17 protein-coding genes and 1 pseudogene are annotated in these 19167 nt (G+C 44.2%); all 18 read left to right on the forward strand.

Features of this window, described 5'->3' with window-relative positions; genetic code table 11:
* Positions 1-466: 466 nt before the first annotated feature.
* Complete coding sequence (locus TH468_RS22050; protein ID WP_371268759.1) at positions 467-583, forward strand: sugar phosphate nucleotidyltransferase; 117 nt, start codon at positions 467-469, stop codon at positions 581-583.
* Positions 584-590: 7 nt separating this feature from the next.
* Positions 591-991: pseudogene (locus TH468_RS20770) on the forward strand (sugar phosphate nucleotidyltransferase).
* A gap of 133 nt (positions 992-1124) precedes the next feature.
* Positions 1125-2147 (forward strand): NAD-dependent 4,6-dehydratase LegB, encoded by a 1023-nt coding sequence (locus tag TH468_RS20775; RefSeq protein ID WP_085646350.1) that lies wholly within the window; start codon positions 1125-1127, stop codon positions 2145-2147.
* Positions 2148-2155: 8 nt separating this feature from the next.
* On the forward strand, positions 2156-3331 hold the full coding sequence (locus TH468_RS20780; RefSeq protein WP_139834779.1) for a LegC family aminotransferase: 1176 nt from the start codon (positions 2156-2158) through the stop codon (positions 3329-3331).
* Positions 3332-3955, forward strand: a complete 624-nt coding sequence (locus TH468_RS20785) for an acetyltransferase (protein WP_085646352.1) — start codon at positions 3332-3334, stop codon at positions 3953-3955. It abuts the gene before it with no gap.
* Positions 3948-4955, forward strand: a complete 1008-nt coding sequence (neuB, locus tag TH468_RS20790; RefSeq protein WP_085646353.1) for an N-acetylneuraminate synthase — start codon at positions 3948-3950, stop codon at positions 4953-4955. The genes TH468_RS20785 and neuB overlap by 8 nt, the downstream gene beginning before the upstream one ends.
* A complete protein-coding gene (gene neuC, locus TH468_RS20795; protein ID WP_085646354.1) occupies positions 4952-6124 on the forward strand; it encodes a UDP-N-acetylglucosamine 2-epimerase in 1173 nt (390 codons plus the stop codon). The genes neuB and neuC overlap by 4 nt, the downstream gene beginning before the upstream one ends.
* Positions 6109-7173, forward strand: a complete 1065-nt coding sequence (locus TH468_RS20800) for a nucleotidyltransferase family protein (protein WP_210402280.1) — start codon at positions 6109-6111, stop codon at positions 7171-7173. The genes neuC and TH468_RS20800 overlap by 16 nt, the downstream gene beginning before the upstream one ends.
* A gap of 10 nt (positions 7174-7183) precedes the next feature.
* Positions 7184-8503, forward strand: a complete 1320-nt coding sequence (locus TH468_RS20805) for an N-acetyl sugar amidotransferase (protein WP_085646356.1) — start codon at positions 7184-7186, stop codon at positions 8501-8503.
* A gap of 17 nt (positions 8504-8520) precedes the next feature.
* Positions 8521-9282, forward strand: coding sequence for an imidazole glycerol phosphate synthase subunit HisF (gene hisF / locus TH468_RS20810; protein WP_085646357.1), 762 nt, complete (start codon positions 8521-8523; stop codon positions 9280-9282).
* Positions 9279-9923: an imidazole glycerol phosphate synthase subunit HisH gene (hisH, locus tag TH468_RS20815; RefSeq protein ID WP_085646358.1), complete on the forward strand. Its 645-nt coding sequence runs from the start codon at positions 9279-9281 to the stop codon at positions 9921-9923. Before hisF ends, hisH begins: the two co-directional genes overlap by 4 nt.
* Positions 9920-10585: an acylneuraminate cytidylyltransferase family protein gene (locus tag TH468_RS20820; RefSeq protein ID WP_085646359.1), complete on the forward strand. Its 666-nt coding sequence runs from the start codon at positions 9920-9922 to the stop codon at positions 10583-10585. The genes hisH and TH468_RS20820 overlap by 4 nt, the downstream gene beginning before the upstream one ends.
* 525 nt (positions 10586-11110) lie before the next feature.
* The gene (locus TH468_RS20825; protein WP_085646360.1) at positions 11111-12337 is read left to right on the forward strand and encodes a hypothetical protein; all 1227 of its coding nucleotides are present in this window, start codon (positions 11111-11113) and stop codon (positions 12335-12337) included.
* A 5-nt stretch (positions 12338-12342) separates the two neighbouring features.
* On the forward strand, positions 12343-13557 hold the full coding sequence (locus tag TH468_RS20830) for an N-acetyl sugar amidotransferase (RefSeq protein ID WP_085646361.1): 1215 nt from the start codon (positions 12343-12345) through the stop codon (positions 13555-13557).
* A 411-nt stretch (positions 13558-13968) separates the two neighbouring features.
* A complete protein-coding gene (locus tag TH468_RS20835; RefSeq protein WP_139834780.1) occupies positions 13969-15744 on the forward strand; it encodes a hypothetical protein in 1776 nt (591 codons plus the stop codon).
* A 4-nt stretch (positions 15745-15748) separates the two neighbouring features.
* Positions 15749-16846 carry an acyltransferase gene (locus tag TH468_RS20840; protein WP_168177205.1) on the forward strand — a complete coding sequence of 366 codons (1098 nt, stop codon included), beginning with the start codon at positions 15749-15751 and terminating at the stop codon, positions 16844-16846.
* Positions 16843-18573, forward strand: coding sequence for an ATP-binding cassette domain-containing protein (locus TH468_RS20845; protein ID WP_139834781.1), 1731 nt, complete (start codon positions 16843-16845; stop codon positions 18571-18573). The genes TH468_RS20840 and TH468_RS20845 overlap by 4 nt, the downstream gene beginning before the upstream one ends.
* Before the next feature lie 244 nt (positions 18574-18817).
* Positions 18818-19167, forward strand: a 350-nt coding sequence (locus TH468_RS21535; RefSeq protein ID WP_168177206.1) for an FkbM family methyltransferase, incomplete at its 3' end; no start/stop codon positions are given.

A 19167-nucleotide genomic window follows, 5' to 3' on the forward strand; every position in this document is an offset into this window, starting at 1 on the left:
TCCTTGACGACCCAATGATACACGATTGCGCCCAACACCAAATCAGGGCATGAATTTAACCAAAGGCTCTGCTTATAAGTGGATAAAAGTTAGGGCCCAGGTCAGTGGGCGGAAGCTGTTGAGAAACGTGCCTGATGGCAAGCCATCACAACACGGTTCTGAAAGCCTTCGCAGATCGTTTGTGCGTTGTAGTTAAACCCCAAAAATTGTCGTCACAGCAGTTGCAAGAAAGCTCTACCGTTGCGAATGTATTTTTTAAATCTCGCACAAGCAGGAACATTCATGGGGCTTGAGAGATACGGTTGCTAGGTTACTGATGATTTACTGACTGTCGATACGATTGAATTGGATTTTCGCAAGACAGTTGAGTGGTATTAAACAACGTGACATGGTGTTGGAGCGTTCAAAATGGAATCTACCAACGTCGGAGCTTAGGTGTTATTGAGCAAAAAGAAGGAACGGCGTTATGAAGGGCATCATTCTTGCCGGTGGATCGGGTAGGTGTCTATACCCGGTGAAACAGATCATTTCCAAGCAGCTCTTGCTAGTCTATGACAAGCTAATAGATCTACTACCCACTTAGCACTTTGATGCTCGCGGTTATTCGAGAAATCCTCCTAATCTTGACGCCACAGGATATACCGAGATTCAAACAGTTACTTGGAGATGGAAGCCAGTGGGGTATATCAGTTCGCTATGAAATTCAGCCCAGTCCTGACGGATTGGCTCAGGCATTCATTATCGGTGAAGAGTTTCTAGGTGGTGAGACCTCTTTTGTCTTATTCTTGGGGATAATCTGTTCTTTGGGCATGATTTACGGAAGTGTTTATTACGCGCTCTGAAAAAAAACAAAGGTGCTACAGTTTTTGCTTATCCGGTCAATGATCCTGAGAGTTACGGCGTTGTAGATTTTGATGAAATGGGAAGGGCGATCGCAATCTATGAGAAGTCCAAAATGCCAAAATCCAGATATGCGGTAACCGGACTATAATTTCTATGGCGGTCAGGTAAGTGAGATCGAGAAATCAATTCTGCCTATTTCCTGTGGTCACAGCGTAAAAGACTTACACCAAGTGTGCGAGATTATTCAGAAATATAAGCCTTGATGGACGCAGAGATGAATTATGAGCTCACCAAAAATTAGATCTAAAACCAAGGTCTTGGTAACTGGCGCGGACGGTTTCATCGGTTCTCATTTGACCGAAGAACTGGTTCGCCTTGGCTATCAGGTTCGTGCCTTCGTTATGTATAATTCCTTCGGCTCATGGGGATGGCTGGATAAGGTTTCCTCTGAGATTAAGGGCAACTTCGAGGTGTTTTCTGGTGATATTCGGGATCCAAATGGAATAAGGCAAGCTATGGTTGGCTGTGATAAGGTGCTTCATCTGGCTGCCTTGATAGCTATACCTTATTCTTATCATTCCCCGGATACATATGTTGATACTAACATCAAAGGCACGCTGAATATCTTGCAGGCGGCCCGGGATCTTGGGATTGATAGGATTGTACACACCTCGACGAGTGAGGTCTACGGCACTGCGCGCTTCGTACCAATTACTGAGGAGCACCCGCTTCAGGGGCAGTCGCCCTATTCGGCCAGCAAAATCGGTGCAGATCAGGTTGCCTATTCTTTTTATGCATCTTTTAATACGCCGGTGGTGATAGCTCGTCCTTTTAACACGTACGGTCCTCGGCAGTCGGCGCGTGCAGTTATTCCTACTATCATCACTCAGATTGCGAACGGACGGCGTACGATTAATCTGGGGGCAGTGTCGCCTACTCGTGACTTTAATTATGTCAAGGACACAGTTATGGCTTTCGTGGCAGCCCTTGAGTCAGGTGACGGCTTGGGAGAGGTAGTCAACTTTGGAAGTAATTTTGAGATTTCAGTTGGAGATACGGCTTCCCTAATTGCCGATGTAATGGGGATCGAAGTCCAGATCACTACAGACGAAGCGCGTTTGCGTCCGAAGGGTTCTGAGGTCGAAAGGCTCTGGGCGTCTAACGATAAAGCAAGGGATTTGTTCGGTTGGCAACCTTGTTACGGTGGGGCAGAGGGATTCCGTCGCGGCCTTGAGGAGACAGTGGCTTGGTTCTCTCAGCCGGACAATCTTGCCAGTTATAAATTTGATATTTACAACATCTGATGTATTCCATGCAGGCTTCTATAGCTAACTCCATTGTCGCAGCGCTACAGCAAGTTTTGGGCGTTCAAAGTGCTGCGCTACATGAACCTCGATTTGGCGGCAACGAGTGGCGATATCTCAAGGAATGCTTAGACTCCACTTTTGTCTCTTCAGTAGGTAAATTTGTTGATCGGCTCGAAGCTGACTTGGCTGATTATACTGGATCGGCTTATGCAGTTGCTGTCGTAAACGGCACGTCGGCTTTGCATATCGCCCTTATGCTAGCTGGCGTACGCCAGGGAGACGAAGTGCTTCTTCCTAGTCTAACGTTTGTTGCCACGGCGAACGCTGCTAGTTATTGCGGTGCTGTTCCACATTTTGTTGATAGTGAAATCGCTACGCTCGGTATTGATGCTAACCGATTACGACAGTACTTGAGTGACAAAACCGAAATGACCAGCGGACTGTGCATCAATCGTGAAACAGGACGGGTCATTCGGGCCTTAGTACCTATGCATTGTTTCGGACATCCCGGGGACATCGATGGCCTCCTGGCTGTAGCAAGGGATTTCAATATTGTTATGGTAGAGGATGCTGCTGAGTCCCTGGGTAGTTGGTATGGTCACAGGCATACTGGTACCTTCGGCAAGCTCGGGACACTTAGTTTTAATGGGAATAAAACTATTACAACAGGTGGTGGGGGGGCTATCCTCACGCAGGACTTAGAATTGGCCAAGTTAGCTAAGCACATGACGACGACAGCGAAACAGTCACATGTCTGGGAGTATAGCCACGATATGGTTGGGTATAATTATCGCATGCCAAATATCAATGCTGCTCTTGGTTGCGCTCAACTGGAACAATTACCTGAGCTTATCAATGCCAAACGTAGATTATACCAAGCATATGAGGAAGCCTTCGCAGAAGTCGCAGGCGTTGAGCTTTTTCGAGAACCTGCTGGCAGTCAAAGCAATTATTGGCTTCAGACTTTGCTGCTATCCGAGGACAATAAGGATCAACGCGATGCTATACTTTCGGCAACCAATACATTAGGTCTCATGACCCGACCCGCTTGGACGCTCATGCACCGGTTGCCAGCGTATGAGGGTTGTCCACGCATGGCGTCTTTATCGGTTGCTGAAAACTTGGCTGACCGAATAATTAATATTCCCAGCGGATCCGCACTTGGAATGGGGCTTGATTGAATGACTCGACCCCTTGTTATTGTTGGTGCTGGCGGTCATGCGCGTTCTTGTCTTGACGTCATTGAAGCGCATGGCGGTTTCCAGATTGTTGGTCTGATCGGTAATTCAGAAGAAGTCGGGCGGAATGTGCTAGAACATCGGGTGATTGGTAGTGATGACGATTTGCCCGGTCTTGCCAAGTTTGGAGTAAGTGCCATTGTTGCAGTTGGCCAAATCCGCACATCCAAAGTTCGGCATGCTTTGTTTGCTAAATTGCGGAAGCTTGGTTTTGAGCTTCCTGCCATTATCTCACCCCGAGCTTATGTATCCCGCCATTCGGAAGTCGGAGCTGGCTCGATTATTATGCACCACGTCACTGTGAATGCTGGTGTGACAATTGGGTGCAACTGCATCATCAACACCGCTGCTATTATTGAGCATGATTGTAATGTTGATGATCATTGTCATATATCGACCGGCGCTATTGTTAACGGAGGGGTTTGCATAGGTAAAGGTTGCTTCGTCGGTAGCGGAAGCATTATTCATCAGGAACGAGTTATTGGTGAGGGAAGCGTAGTAGGTATGGGAGTGCCGGTTCGTCAAAATATATTGCCGGGTGAGGTTCTGAGAGGTGACAATGAATAAGCGCACATTGATCATCGCAGAAGCGGGAGTTAATCATAACGGTGATATAGAATTAGCACTTGAATTGATCAATGCCGCAGCTCAGGCGGGTGCCGATATTGTTAAATTTCAAACCTTCCAAGCGCATAAATTAGTCACTAGTAGCGCGCGAAAGGCGCGGTATCAGGAGAGGCTGACAGCTGTAACTGAGAGTCAGCTTGATATGTTGAGCCGGCTAGAGCTAAACGAACAAGCACATAATAAGTTACTTGTGCACTGCCAAAAGCTAGGCATAGAGTTTCTGTCGACGGGTTTCGATATGCAAAGCGTTGATCTGCTGCTTAAGCTTGGAGTTGGTTGGCTTAAGGTCCCTTCCGGCGAGATCACCAATTTACCATACCTGCGTCAAATCGGCGGAGCTGGGAAGAAAATTATCCTATCTACCGGCATGGCTGATTTGGATGAAACGAGGCAGGCGCTAGACGCATTGGTTAACGCCGGTGCGTCCAAAGACGCGATTACGCTGCTGCATTGTACAACCGAGTACCCAGCTCCTATGCAGAGTGTCAACTTGCGTGCCATGTTAACCCTGCGTGATGAATTTGATGTAAAGGTTGGCTATTCTGATCATACCCAAGGCATTGAAGTTTCGGTAGCCGCTGTCGCACTCGGTGCATCCGTAATCGAAAAACACTTTACCCTCGACCGGAATATGCCAGGGCCCGACCACCAAGCCAGCTTGGAGCCCGAAGAGCTGGCTTTGATGGTGCGCTCAATCCGCAATGTAGAAATCGCATTAGGTGATGGAATAAAGCAACCAAGCCAAGTCGAAATTAGCAACCGTGATGTGGCGCGCAAATCGTTAGTGGCCCTCAGGCCAATCCGTTATGGAGAATGCTACTCTGCACAGAATGTGACAGCCAAGCGGCCTGGTACCGGTCTATCGCCGATGCGTTGGGATGAGGTGATGGGCCGTAAGGCGCCACGTGATTTTGAGGTCGATGAGATAATCGAGATATGAGTAAACGGATTTGTGTTGTAACGGGAAGCCGGGCAGATTACGGTTTGCTTCGCCGTTTGCTGATGTTGTTACGAGACGATTCGGCTTTCCAGCTTCAGTTGATTGCTACCGGAACACATTTGGCACCACAGTTTGGTCTGACTGTGAAGGAGATTGAGCAGGACGGTTTTTCGGTCGACGCTCGGGTAGAGATGCTGCTTGATGCCGATAGCCCAACTGGTATATCGAAATCGATAGGTTTGGGCTTAATAGGTTTTTCTGATGCCTTCGCATTATTGTCGCCTGATCTTGTGATAGTGTTGGGGGACAGATTTGAGATATTCGCGTCGGTATCTGCTGCCCACATAGCCAGAATTCCTGTCGCGCATTTACATGGTGGTGAACTCACAGAGGGCGCCTTTGATGATGCGTTGCGCCATGCGATTACTAAGATGTCCCACCTGCACTTTGTTGCAGCTTTATCCTATCGCGATAGGGTGATTCAACTTGGTGAACTGCCTGAACGAGTATTTAATGTCGGTGGATTAGGTGTCGACGCTATAGCGAACTTTCAACTGTTGAGTCGGCAGGAATTGGAAGAGTCGTTAGGCTTCTTATTCGGTGAGAAAAATTTGCTCGTTACCTTCCATCCTGCTACGCTCAGCACTGCAAGTGCCGAGGCTGAGATGCGAGAGCTTCTATTTTCGCTGGCTGATTTGCATGACACGCACCTGATTTTCACCCTGCCCAACGCAGACACTCTTGGTCGAGTGTTGGGCCAATTGGTGAGAGACTTTGTGACACAGCACCCGCATGCCATTGCCTGCTCCTCTCTTGGGCAGCAGCGTTACCTCTCATGTTTGGCTCAGGTCGATGGTGTAGTCGGCAACTCCTCAAGTGGGCTGCTTGAGGCTCCTGCAATGGGTAAGGGAACAATCAACATAGGTATTCGCCAGAAAGGTCGTTTACGGGCAAGTAGTGTTATCGACTGCCCAGCCGAAAAAGGCTCCATTAGCTCTGCGATAGAACAGTTATATTCGCCAGAATTTAGGGTTGGACTGGCCTCAACGATACATCCTTATGGGCAGCCTGGTGCAAGTAAGCGCATATTGCAGCATTTGCATCAGCTTGACTGGGCAACGCTTGCAGAGAAGTCCTTCTACGATTTGCCTCAATGTCAGTTGTCATGACTCAGAAAGACGCCTTTTGGAAGCGGGCTATTTTACCGCCTAATTCAACGATCCAGGATGCTATCCGTAACCTTAACGATGTATCTATTCGTATTACCCTGGTTCTGGATGAGGATGGTAGGCTTTTAGGTACAATCTCGGACGGCGATATTCGACGAGCTTTACTAAAAGGTCTGGATCTAAACAGTCCAATTGCGACGGTTGTTCATCGAAATGCATTGGTTGTGCCACCAGAGTGGGGGCGCGAAACTGTAATGCAGCTGATGGTAGCTAATAAAATCCAGCAAATCCCCGTCGTGAATTCTGATCATTACGTTGTAGGTTTGCATCTCTGGGAGGAGATTACTACTCAGCCCGATCGGACAAATTTAATGGTTATTATGGCTGGAGGAAAAGGTACAAGATTACGACCTCATACCGAAAACTGTCCAAAACCTATGTTGCCCGTAGCTGGGAAGCCTATGCTAGAGCATATAATTGATCGAGCTAAAAATGATGGTTTCAAACACTTTATTATAGCAATCCATTACTTGGGCCATATGATTCAAGATTATTTTGGTAATGGCCAGAAATTCGGAGTTCAGATTGATTATCTGAGTGAAGATTATCCTTTGGGAACTGCCGGGGCATTAAGCTTAATTAATCCGCAACCAGAATCCCCATTTATAGTAACTAATGGGGACGTAATTACTGATATCAGTTATGGAGAGTTGCTTGATTTTCACATTAGAAACAATGTTCCGGCAACCATGGCTGTGCGTATTCATGAGTGGCAGAATCCGTTTGGGGTGGTTAAAATTGAAGGTTTAAATATAGTTGGGTTTGAAGAAAAACCGATTATTCGAAGCCATATAAATGCCGGAGTATATGCGCTCGATCACACAGCATTAAAGATGCTTAAAAGTGATGAGTATTGTGACATGCCTACATTGTTTCAGCGACTGCATGATAATGCCGGGCGGATTATGGCCTACCCCATGCATGAGCCATGGTTGGATGTGGGTAGAGTCGAAGATCTTAAACAAGCAAATATAGAAATGAATAAGTGAGAAGTATTTAATGCATCAGATAAAATATCCTTTTGCTGTAGATTTGGCAAAGTATAACAAGAGCAATAACGTTGTGGAGGCTTTATATGGCCTTCCGAAAGATGTTATTTATTGCAAAAAGTGCGTTATATCAAATCAGCGTCCAAATTCTGCAGTTGAATACGATCACACAAAAAGTAGTAAGAAGGCTACTATCCATTTTGACGAAAATGGAGTGTGTGACGCATGTAATTATGCGGATCGAAAGCGCAATCACATTGACTGGGTGGATCGTGAGAAGCAACTGCAAGATCTATGCGACAAGCACCGCAAAAATGACGGTTCATATGACTGTATTGTTCCTGGATCTGGAGGAAAAGATAGTTTTTACGCCTCGCATATTTTGAAAAACAAATATGGTATGCATCCGCTTACAGTGACCTGGTCTCCGCATGTTTATACTGATTGGGGATGGAAAAATTTCCAGTCTTGGGTTCACGCCGGGCATGACAATTTTTTAATGACCCCGAATGGCCGAGTTCATAGACTGCTAACTAGACTTTCAACGGAGTTGTTATTCCATCCATTTCAGCCATTTATGCTAGGACAAAAGGCATTAGCTCCTAAGATGGCAGACTTATTTGGTATTCCTCTTGTATTCTATGGTGAGAATGAAGCGGAATACGGGAACCCGATTGGGGATACTGAGAGTTCTAAGAGAGATTGGTCGTATTTTACCTCCCAGGATCAGTCAAAGATTCATTTTGGTGGTGTCTCTATTGCGGATTTAAAGTCACATTTCGGTATTGACCAAAATGACCTGCAACCTTATTTGCCTGCTGACCCCCAAAAGATCGCGGAAAAGAAGATAGAAGTCCATTATTTGGGGTATTATTTGAAGTGGCATCCGCAGTCTTGTTATTATTACTCCGTTGAACATGGTGGATTTCAGGCTTCGCCAGAAAGAACTGTTGGTACATATTCTAAGTACAATAGTATTGACGACAAAATAGATGATCTTCACTACTTTACTACTGGTATAAAGTTTGGAATTGGTAGGGCAAGTTATGATGCTGCTCAAGAAATACGATCTGGTGACATAACTCGAGATGAGGGGGTAGCGTTGATAAAACGTTTTGATCACGAGTATCCGGAACGTTTTCTCGATGAGATGCTAGCTTATCTCAGTTTGTCGGATAAGGAGTTCCCCGAGGCAAGTAAAATGTTTGAAAATCCAATAATGGATAGAGAATATTTCAGTTTGCTGACAGATCAGTTTCGTTCTCCCCATATTTGGTACAACGAAGATAATCAATGGAAGCTACGCCATGCTGTTTGGCATGAGCATTAATTACTAAGGTGTAGAAGTTGAGAAACTTTCGACTAATTGCTCGTCTTGACATCAAAGGACCCAACTTAATAAAGGGGATACATCTTGAGGGGCTCCGAGTTATTGGAGATCCAAGGGAGTATGCTCGGCTCTATTATTTGCAGGGTGTAGATGAGATTATTTATATGGACTCTGTTGCGAGTCTTTATGGTCGAAATCACCTAGGTGAGATTGTAAAAGAAGCTTCCAAGGATATTTTCGTTCCCATGACGGTAGGGGGAGGTATTCGTACCGTTGAAGATGTCGCTGATATTTTGCGGGCAGGAGCCGATAAAGTGGCAGTAAACACTGCGGCCGTGGCAAATCCAAACCTGATTACCAAAATTGCACGACGTTTTGGTAGCCAGTGCATGGTTCTGTCAATTGAAGCGAAGCAGGTCGGGGAGAAGCGCTGGGAAGTATATACAGATAATGGACGAGAGCGAACCGGTCTTGATGTTGTTGAGTGGGCAAAGAAAGGTGTTGAGAAGGGGGCAGGGGAGATATTATTGACGTCGATAGACCGAGAGGGGACTAGGAAAGGGTTTGATCTGTCGTTGGTGCGCGCAATATCTGAATCTGTCCAGGTGCCGGTAATAGCAAGCGGCGGGATGGGTAAGCCTGACGATATCGTCAATGTTGCGCTGCAGGGTGGAGCTGACGCTGGCGCAATGGCCGATATTCTCCATTACAAACGTTCTGAAGTTAGCGATATTAGGGCAATGGCCGAAGCAGCAGGTTTAAAGGTCAGACGGATATGATCCCAAAGAAAATTGCGGTAATAGATTATGGGGTTGGAAATATATTAAGTGTCCAGAGGGGATTGGAGTATTGCGGTGCAAACGTCATTGTAAGTTCTGATCCGGAAGACATATTGTCCGCGAGCAAGGTAGTTTTGCCAGGTGTCGGTGCTTTCTCTAATGGAATGCAGGCACTTGATAAATTGGGATTAATAGAGCCTATACTTGAGTTATCGAATAATAATGTTCCTTTGCTGGGTATTTGCCTAGGAATGCAGTTTCTGCTCGATGGGAGTGAAGAGTTCGGGTTTCACGAAGGGCTTGGCTTGATTCCGGGAAAAGTTGTTCGCATTCCGAATTTGACGACTGACGGGGAAACTCAAAAGATTCCTCATATTGGCTGGAATGACCTTTTTTGTTCGAGGCAAGATGCTTGGGCAGGGTCTATTTTGCAGAAAAATCGTGAGGGTGATGCTGCTTATTTTGTTCATTCCTTTATGGCATTGCCGGATGACAACTCTGATCGTATGGCAGAAGTTCTGTATGGGGGGCATAAAATAGCTGCCGTAATTGCAAAAAAAAATGTGTTTGGTTGTCAATTCCATCCTGAAAAAAGTGGGCCGGTTGGGTTGAAAATATTGCGTAGTTTTGTCGAGTTATGAGAATTCTTGCCGTAGTGCCAGCAAGGGGGGGGTCTAAGCGTCTGCCGGGGAAAAACATAAAACTTCTTGGTGGTAAGCCATTGATCTGTTGGTCTATAGATATAGCTAAGGGCATAAAGGAGGTTTGCGATGTGCTAGTCTCGTCTGACGATGCCAATATAGCCTCAATCGGATCGCAAGCTGGGGCTTTTGTTCCGTGGCTGCGTCCAAGTGATCTAGCAACAGATGAGGCGACCTCTGCGGATGTGGTATTACATGCATTGAATTGGTATGAGGCAAAAAGTGGTATGGTTGACGGGGTGATGCTATTGCAGCCTACGTCGCCTTTCAGGCGCAAAGAGACTATCATTGAAGGAATTAGGCAATTCACCAAATGTAAAGAATCTGTTGTTGCGGTATCAGAGGTTAAAGTGCACCCAAATCGATGCTTTAGCATAGAAGAGCATGGCTTGAAATTATGTTTGTCGTGCGCAGAAAATGCTGGCAAAAAAATTTATGCAGTAAATGGTTCGCTGTATATAATTAGTCCGGAAGAATTGAGAGAGAACAGGTCATTTTTTAATGAAAAGTCTGTGCCAATTGTAGTCAATGATGCTCGAGAGGAGCTGGATATTGATACCTACTATGATTGGTGGCTTGCGGAGAGGCTATTAGAATTATAATATTTAGTATATCTGCATGTTTTATTGCTTTCTAGTGAAATATAAAAATCAGAGTGAGTTTTATTTAAGGATTTATATTTATATATGGTGTGATTGTTTGGGAAAATCCAAATATGAAGCTTTGTCCTATAGATTTATTCTGTTTTTCATGTTTGAAGACTTATGTCATCTAAATCTCTCAAGTTCTTGTAGTCTTGAGGCTTAAAGTTTAAGTAGGGCTGGTTCGCTGGGGAGCGATATAGTGAAAGGCGTACAGCTGACACATTCCGAAGAAACTCAAAGCTGTGGTGATTGGTTGGCTATTTAGATGGCTAAATTTATTTAAAACTAGTGCAATATCCTATTTTTAAAAGTTAGATAGTATGTTTGTTCTTAATTAAAAAATGGGAGATGTGTTTGCAATGTCTCTATTCAGTTGAGATAATAAGTTTAAATGATTATAAATGATGAAGATAACTGTACAATATTTAATAGGAACTTGTTCCTTCGCGGATGAGATTTTTCAAAAAATAAGGAATTTAAAAGATGCCAATTAATGTTGAAGGGTTCTGGTTAACTTGGGATTCTATCAGAAATGCGATTAATGGACGAAAAGTATACTTATATGGAAGGTCGGAAGATTGGGTTCACAAAGCTATACCAAGGTTGCCGAACCAGGTTTTTGGAATCATCGATAGAGAAACTGAATATCACGGAAAAATATACAAAGGATTAAAAGTTATTCCTTTTGAGGAGGTGGAATCAAAAGAAGATTGTTATTTTGTGATTACAGCCGGAGATTTCGACGGTATCGTCGAAAACCTAATGAATAATGGCATGGTGCCTGGAGTTGACTTCAGTTGTTCTCCAGATTTTCGCGATTATCAAGCTTTGTCGAAAATAAAGTCCCATGAAGCGCGAATATTGTTTTCCTCTTCTGATTACAATGATGTGACGAGAGCTCGGGGAAGTAAAGTCGGAGGTGGTTTATTCATTCTGGATATGCCATCCGGAAATGTTGAGCGTGTCGCAGTCGGATCATTTAGACAATTTGAGATATGTGGTGACTACATTTATGCAGTGGAATACGTAGAAAAATATCTTGTTAAGTTTGACCTTAATTTCAATATTATTACAAAAAAAAGCCTTGATAAGCCGAATTTCTGCGGGCTTGCGATAAATAAAGAAGATAAAAAGATCTACTTAGCGAATGCAGGTACAGACGAAATATATGAATATAACTTAGATAATTTGGATTTTCTAAATAAAAGAAGATTTAGTACAAATGAGTTGGGGGCGGAACATCATGTTAACGATCTATGTTACTTTGATGGCTTCCTGTACTGTAGCTATTTCTCCTACTGCGGAGGGTTTAAGCGTGGCGTTTTCGATGGAGGTGTGGCCGCCATCAATTTGGGCAAACCGGATCAGATGCCTGTCGAGCTGATTGGTGGATTATGGAAGCCCCATACGCCAAGCTTTGTGGATGGAAAACTTGTTGTGCTAGACTCAATGCGAGGGCGACTTGTTTCCGGTTCGCCCAAACCAATTACTAGACTTTCCGGATTTGTTAGAGGCATGTGCAAGCACGAGAGATACTGGATTATCGGTCAAAGTGAGGATATGTACGTTACCGATAGAATGTCCTCAACTGAAGATGCTGTAGTGCTGAATTCGGGTATTTACATTTATGATGATGAATCGGCGTCTGCTTATTTCTATGTAACGCCGGGCACAATGAATATTCACTGTATAACTCACTTAAATCGGTAGAATAAATGATTGATTATCTTCCAGAATTACCGCCTCTATCTGATTTGGAAATTGAACTTCTCAATGAAAAAGTTGATGTTGATTCCAAATACAATCTTCCATGTGAAGTTGCATACTGTAAAAAATGCGTGATTTCAAATCAGAGGCCGCGAATTACCTTCGATTCTGAGGGGGTTTGTAGTGCATGTAGATATTGGGAGAAAAAGAAAACTGTTATTAATTGGAAAGAAAGAGAAAAAGAACTAGCTGACTTATGTGATCGTTATCGTAGAGATGATGGTGGCTTTGATGTTTTGGTTCCTTCCAGTGGTGGAAAAGACAGCGTTTACGTTGCTTGGGAGTTGAAAACTAAATATGGAATGCATCCATTAACTATGACGTGGGCTCCGCACCTCTATACGGAAATAGGAATAAGGAATTTTCAGGCCCAGGTGCATGCGGGTTTGGATAACGTTTGTTATACTCCCAATGGTCTTGTGCATAGGCGTATGACGCGTTTGTCCACGATTGAAATTGGCGACCCGTTCCAGCCATTCATCTATGGTCAAACCTATTTGCCTTTGAAGGTGGCCTTGGGGCATGGAATAGGTCTCATAATGGATGGTGAGAATGGAGAGTCCGAATATGGTGGAGATGTATCAACCGAATCTAAGACCGGCTTTACGCCTAAGGATGCAGAGAAATTCTGGTTGTCTTCTTTCCCTCTAGACCATTGGAAGGATAGAGGTTTTTCTGACCGAGATTTAGAGATATATAGCGCGCCAAATTTTGAAACTCTGCAGAACTCGAATATTGAGAGGCATTTCTTTAGCTACTATCGAGATTGGCGGCCTCAAGAGCACTATTACTATTGTATGGAGAATACCAACTTTGCCCCTAACCCAATGGGCCGTTCTGAAGGAACATTCTCAAAATATGCTAGTCTTGATGATAAAATAGATCCATATCACTATTATTTCGCGCTGCTTAAATTTGGTATAGCTCGAGCAACTTCCGATGCAGCTCACGAGATTCGTGAAGGCCTTATGGATAGGGAAGAGGCCGTGAGATTGGTCAATCGATATGATGCGGAGGCGCCTTCAGAAGAATCTCTGGGCGTATTCTTGCAATACACTGGATTAACAGATGATCAGCTTTCTGATGCAATGGACCGGTGGAGGAATGCCAGATTGTGGTCAGTTGGCGACAAATTCTCGAAGCTTCTGTATCAAGTTTCCTGAGCGAAAGTTGTGGCGCAGACCGCGAGGTTTTGTGTATTGGTGGCTCAGGAGTATGATTATGATACAACGTGTGATGAGATACAGGTTCTTTTTTTAAACATTCGCAGTATATTATATTTGCGAATTTTAATGTACTTGCTTTTTCAGCGGATTTAAAGGGGAAATGTTTTTGTATGTTGTGTTGTTCTGAATGTTTCTTTCATGCGTCCGAAATCTGAATTATCACGCATGAAGGAAATAATTTATATTTTGTGAAAAATAAATTAGGAAATTTATATTGTAATTAAAATTATTATATTCTTTCTGAGAAAGAGTAAATTATTAAAATAGCAATATTATTAAAGAGAGTGCCGAATTCTGTCGGTGGTGTATTTTCTAATGCACCTAATTGGGTATAATGGAATTCAAAGTATGATAAGAAAATATGGACGCATTGGGAAAAAGATCAAGACAATTATTGGTTACAGTATCAAAAAAATAATAAATTCGGAAAAAAAGTTAAAAGAGAATAATAAAAAAAATAACGTCCTATTTTTTTTGCCAGAGATGCCAGTCGAATTGTATGCAAAAATGATGGTAAACGTTGCTAATACAGTTAGAAAGGATGGTTTCGAACCAGTTTTTTTTGGGTGTAGCGGGTTTTTAAATGTTTGTATGTTGCAAGATGGCCTCAATGTTCGTTCTTCAATTTTTCGGAACGGAATTGTATGCGTCAAATGCAAATTGTGCAGTTTAGATTCGGTTGTTAATAACGATTTTGTTCATTTAGAATGTGGTTATTCTCGAGTAAAAAAAGTCCAGTTTTCTGGAAATAGTTTAGATGAAAGATTGGAGTATCGTTATAAGGGCATTCCGATCGGCCGTCTTGTTTACTATAATGTTTCGATTTTATTTAAGAGGGATCGCTCGCGTCAGGATCTTACTGAACGTGAGATTGTTTATTATGATGATTCCATTTCAGATGCTGTTGGAATAATTGATTATTTTGATGAAATCGGATTAAACAAATTCATCTGTTCTGTAGTTTCAATAGATGAGTACTCGACAGCAAATATAGTGCGTGAATGGGCAAGAATTAATGGTCTGTCTGCGTTTCGAGCCGGGTTTTCATACCATTTTAACGCAGACCCACAATTTGTAACTCTTTCGTCATGCAAAACACGGGCAGTTGAGAAGTCCGGCAGACTCAATAGATGGGAAAGATGGTGTGATGTTCCTCTGCCAGAAGGGGTTGTTGACGAAATAGCTGCTGATTTGATTTTTAGAATGAGTGGCTCTGGGGGACATATTTTTTCATCTAACTATTCCGGCAATTTGCCAGAGCTTATTAGTAAGTATGGGCTTCGAACAGATATTAAGACATTTGTGGTCTTCACAAGCTCTAATGATGAAATCGATGCTATATCGGAACTTTCGAACGCGTTTGGTGATGAGCTTGAGACTAATGATGCATTCAGTAGCCAGCACGAGTGGCTTGATTCTATTATAGAACATGCTCGAGATCACGATGTTCAAGTGATAATCAAAATGCACCCGAGATTATCAAAAAGCCACCGTGATACTGGAGACGCTGAGGATATGCATCAATATAGGACATTGGCTGATGCGGCTCCAAATAACGTTTTCTTTGTGTGGCCGGAAGAGGATGTTTCTGCATATGATATTTTACAGTTCGCTGATGTTTGTCTAACTTCATGGGGCACAATGGGGTTAGAGGCCGCCAAATTGGGCGTTCCAGTAGTGACGGGAATTACTAAAATAGCCTTCACTACGCCGGATATTGGATTTTTTAGGAAAGCTAAATCAAAGGATCAATTCCTCGGACTTCTTAGTAATTCGCTAGAAAATTTAAGTGTAGACGATCTCGCTAAAGCATATCGTTGGCATCATCTGCTCCATATGTCCAGCGCTATCATAACGGACAGAAATCGTAGTTTTAAAACGTACGGTAAAGAGTTCCCGTATGGTCTTAGCGATGCCCTAGCAGACATCGATATCGAGGAAAAAAAATACGAGTTTCTATATCAAAATATATTGGAAGATGAATATACTGCGAGATTCAACGAACGAGTTGCTATCCTAGCGGCAATTGAGAAAGTAATCCGATTTTTCGAAAGTAACGCGGGCGGAGAACCCGCTGCTTCAAAGCTGATCTCGCGTTTGCGGAGGATTGATAGTGTCGGATAGGGTAGTGACCTATAATTTCAATAATCTTAATTCTATACGAGGAGGAGCTGCTGCTGTAGTTCTTGTCTCGCACGTAATACAAATATATTTTTTACGCATCATTGGTCTAAACACACCGCTACATAAAGTCTCTTCCCTTGCAAGCGAATACGCGGTTGTTGTCTTTTTCATACTTTCTGGTTATTTGATCGCGCATACTCTTGAGTCAAATATTGACCGCAATGGAAAATTGTGTTTGCGCGTATACGCTGCAGCCCGGTTCGCCCGCCTCTATCCTGTCTTTCTCTACTCTGTCGCTGTTTCAATCATAGTTTTTTTTGTTATGGACGTCCTCGGGTTGCCTGGGCGTAGCACCGCGCTCAGGCTTCCTGGTGATTTATATGCAGCGCGCGACTTTGTTCATCTTTCACCTGGTGAAATTAAGACTTCGCTTCTTATGTTGCAGGGCATGCTGGAGATAAATGGCCCGCTTTGGAGTCTGTATATGGAGGCCAAGCTGTATGTATTATTTGCTTGTGCCCTTGCATTGCTAAACGGTCAGCGTGGGATATTTCAAAAGCTGATTTTGATTCTGGTGTTTTATTATGTCGTTAAGGCTGGGATTGCGTTTAACCCTAGTTTCTCTCGTTATACAGTGATGTGGCTAACCGGGGCTCTAGCCTATTATATATTTAATAGACGCCCCGACTGGGGTAATCGCATAATAATGTGCATGACGCTTATCTCGGCAGCCGAATTTTGGCAATTGCATCAGGACGCTGTTCATCTAATGGTTGCAGGTCGCGATATACTTGTCGCGATTTTGATTTCTTGGATGCTGTTCAAGCTCCGCATTAAGGTGCCGGGATCTAAGCGTCTTGCCGATTGCTCATATAGCCTTTACGTTACGCACTTCCCTGTACTACTTCTTGGGGAGTCCTTGCTCATATCCACTGGTAGTGCTTCGATCGGAACCTCCTTAGGGATGGCGATTATAAGCACCGCCTTTGCATATGTCGTTGCCTTGCTTGGAGGTGCCATAGAGGTCAAGAAATCGTTGATCCAAAACGGTTTGCTCAAGTTGGCAGATTTTGTGTGTCGGCTGAGGTTAAAAACGTCGTGAAACCCGTATTAGTATGGCGCCGTCTGGGGGTATTGCTCTCCTTCTTTCGGAGCCTTCTTGGCTTTGGTGGTATGCTTAAAATGCTACTATCCGGGCTTACCATTTCACTGATCGAACTGGGCGGATTAGCCTTGATTTTTCCGTTCTTAAAGCTGGTCACTGATTTGGAGTTCCATAAGCGCTTGGTGCAATGGACTGCTGGGATGCCTTTCGCCTTTGTGCTTCATGAACACAGAACTGCTGTTTTAGCAGTGGGTGTTTGTATTATGCTGGTTTATGTGTTCCGTGGTTGGTTGAGTGCTCGATTAGTTCGCTACCAGGCTAATGTTGCTGGACGAATCAACAGTGTTACAAGCGAGAGCCTGATCCGCGAAGCTTTGGGGTCGCGATACCAACTTTTTCTTGAGCACAGTCCGGTGAAAATTGCAGGAATTTCATATTCTAATACTGCACACGCATCGCTATTATTTCAATCTATGGCGTCTGGCTTTAACGAATTGGTGCTTTTGATTGTAGTGCTCTTCGGCTTGGTTACTGCTAGTCCCGCGGTCTTTCTATGTCTTTTGATTCTCGTCGCGGTCCTAGGGCTAGGATTTTTTGTCCCATTATCGCGTCGCGTGGCGTTGCTTGGTCGACGTGCTCAAGAAACGGATCTTGGTCGTCATCGTTTTGTGTTTGCCATGGCGAGTGCCATACGCGACATCAAAATCATGAGCTTGGAAAGACCATTCAGCCTGCGTAATCGTGACCTTGCTAAAAAGTACGCACATTTGACGGCGGAATACACTTCCATTGCTGCTGTACAGCGTATGGCGATTGAAGTTGTACTTGTTTGTGGTGTAGTTGCAGCAGCGATTTGGTTTGCATTTTCAGAGGCAAATCTTAACGATTCTGCGCCTTTCGTTGTTACGCTGGGCTTGATTGCTGTTCGTACGGCGCCTGCATTATCGCGCTTAGTGGGTGCTTATAACGGCTTTCGTTATTCGCTCCCATTCGTTGATGGTCTGCTAACAATGCGTCAGAACTTGGTAAGCTACCCGCAACAACGTGAATACCAAGAGGCAGACTTTCCGGGTGAATATAGTGCCACAGGTCTATTCTTTAGTTATGGTGATCGAGAGGTACTAAAGGATTGTTCAATCAACATTCCTCAAGGAGAAGTCACCGCTGTGGTTGGCCCGTCTGGTGCAGGAAAGTCAACTTTGCTTGATCTTTTGGCTGGATTGCAGCCGCCGGATGCAGGAAGTTTTACTCTGGGGGGCAAAGATTTTTCTCCATTCCTGAGTGCTCGCTTTCCGTCACGCGTTGGATATATTCCGCAAGCGATAACTCTTCTGGACGACACCTTGGCTTTCAATATAGCACTAGAAGAAAAGCCGGATACAAAGCGTTTACAGCGCGCAATTGAAAGAGCCAGCCTCCTGCAATTAGTAAATGATTTACCTAAAGGTTTCGAGACCCTATTGGGTGAAGGAGGGCAGGGGCTTTCGGGGGGGCAGCGCCAGCGCCTAGGAATTGCACGTGCGTTATATAGAGAGCCCGCTCTGCTGATTCTGGATGAGGTGACGAGTGCTCTTGATGATGCTACCGCACGTGCAGTAATGGCAGAGTTGCTTGCAATGCGTGGCCAAGTCTCACTACTCTTCGTTACCCATGACCTCAGTTTGGTACCAGCAGATCGCATTTATCAGATCAATCATGGACGTATATCGGAATATACCGAATGAAAGTTACGCTTCTATGACTTTTCAATCCCTTATCAATCGTCTGCTGATGCGCAATCCCGATATGTAGCCTAATCTTTGCTTTGCACAGGATGGCGAGGATCTGATCCTCAATCGCCTACTTAACGGCCAGGAGTGGGGTTTTTACGTCGATGTTGGGGCGCATCATCCGATGCGCTTTTCGAACACGTACTTATTCTACAAGAGAGGCTAGAGCGGTATTAATATTGATCCGATGCCGAGATCAATGGAAAAGTTCGACAAGTTGCGGCCGCGAGATATAAATATCAAATGTGGAGTTGCCGGATGTGCTGGAAAACTTCAATATTACTGCTTTAACGAGCCAGCGCTTAATACCTTCGATGCTGCTGAAGCTAGTTTAAAGAACAAGGCTCCGTATCATCTGACGGATATGATCGAAGTTGGCGTTGAACGTCTGGACAGACTGCTTGCCAATCATTTGCCCTCGGGTGAACAGATCGATTTTCTTTCTGTTGATGCTGAGGGCAAGGATGAGGAAGTTCTGCGCTCAAATGAGTGGGCGCTCTACCGTCCGCGGTTCATTTTGGCCGATCAAATGCTGGACAATGCCATGCT

This window comes from Thalassospira sp. MCCC 1A03138 (assembly GCF_002115785.1).
Classification (GTDB): Bacteria; Pseudomonadota; Alphaproteobacteria; order Rhodospirillales; family Thalassospiraceae; genus Thalassospira.

Excerpts from the sequence above, each read along its gene's own strand:
- TH468_RS20820 (WP_085646359.1), top strand. The coding sequence starts at position 9,920 with ATGAGAATTCTTGCCGTAGTGCCAGCAAGGGGGGGGTCTAAGCGTCTG.
- TH468_RS22050 (WP_371268759.1), top strand. The coding sequence starts at position 467 with ATGAAGGGCATCATTCTTGCCGGTGGATCGGGTAGGTGTCTATACCCG.
- TH468_RS20835 (WP_139834780.1), top strand. The coding sequence starts at position 13,969 with ATGATAAGAAAATATGGACGCATTGGGAAAAAGATCAAGACAATTATT.
- hisH (WP_085646358.1), top strand. The coding sequence starts at position 9,279 with ATGATCCCAAAGAAAATTGCGGTAATAGATTATGGGGTTGGAAATATA.
- TH468_RS20830 (WP_085646361.1), top strand. The coding sequence starts at position 12,343 with ATGATTGATTATCTTCCAGAATTACCGCCTCTATCTGATTTGGAAATT.
- TH468_RS20800 (WP_210402280.1), top strand. The coding sequence starts at position 6,109 with ATGTCAGTTGTCATGACTCAGAAAGACGCCTTTTGGAAGCGGGCTATT.
- TH468_RS20785 (WP_085646352.1), top strand. The coding sequence starts at position 3,332 with ATGACTCGACCCCTTGTTATTGTTGGTGCTGGCGGTCATGCGCGTTCT.
- TH468_RS20805 (WP_085646356.1), top strand. The coding sequence starts at position 7,184 with ATGCATCAGATAAAATATCCTTTTGCTGTAGATTTGGCAAAGTATAAC.
- TH468_RS20825 (WP_085646360.1), top strand. The coding sequence starts at position 11,111 with ATGCCAATTAATGTTGAAGGGTTCTGGTTAACTTGGGATTCTATCAGA.
- neuC (WP_085646354.1), top strand. The coding sequence starts at position 4,952 with ATGAGTAAACGGATTTGTGTTGTAACGGGAAGCCGGGCAGATTACGGT.
- TH468_RS20775 (WP_085646350.1), top strand. The coding sequence starts at position 1,125 with ATGAGCTCACCAAAAATTAGATCTAAAACCAAGGTCTTGGTAACTGGC.
- neuB (WP_085646353.1), top strand. The coding sequence starts at position 3,948 with ATGAATAAGCGCACATTGATCATCGCAGAAGCGGGAGTTAATCATAAC.
- TH468_RS20780 (WP_139834779.1), top strand. The coding sequence starts at position 2,156 with ATGCAGGCTTCTATAGCTAACTCCATTGTCGCAGCGCTACAGCAAGTT.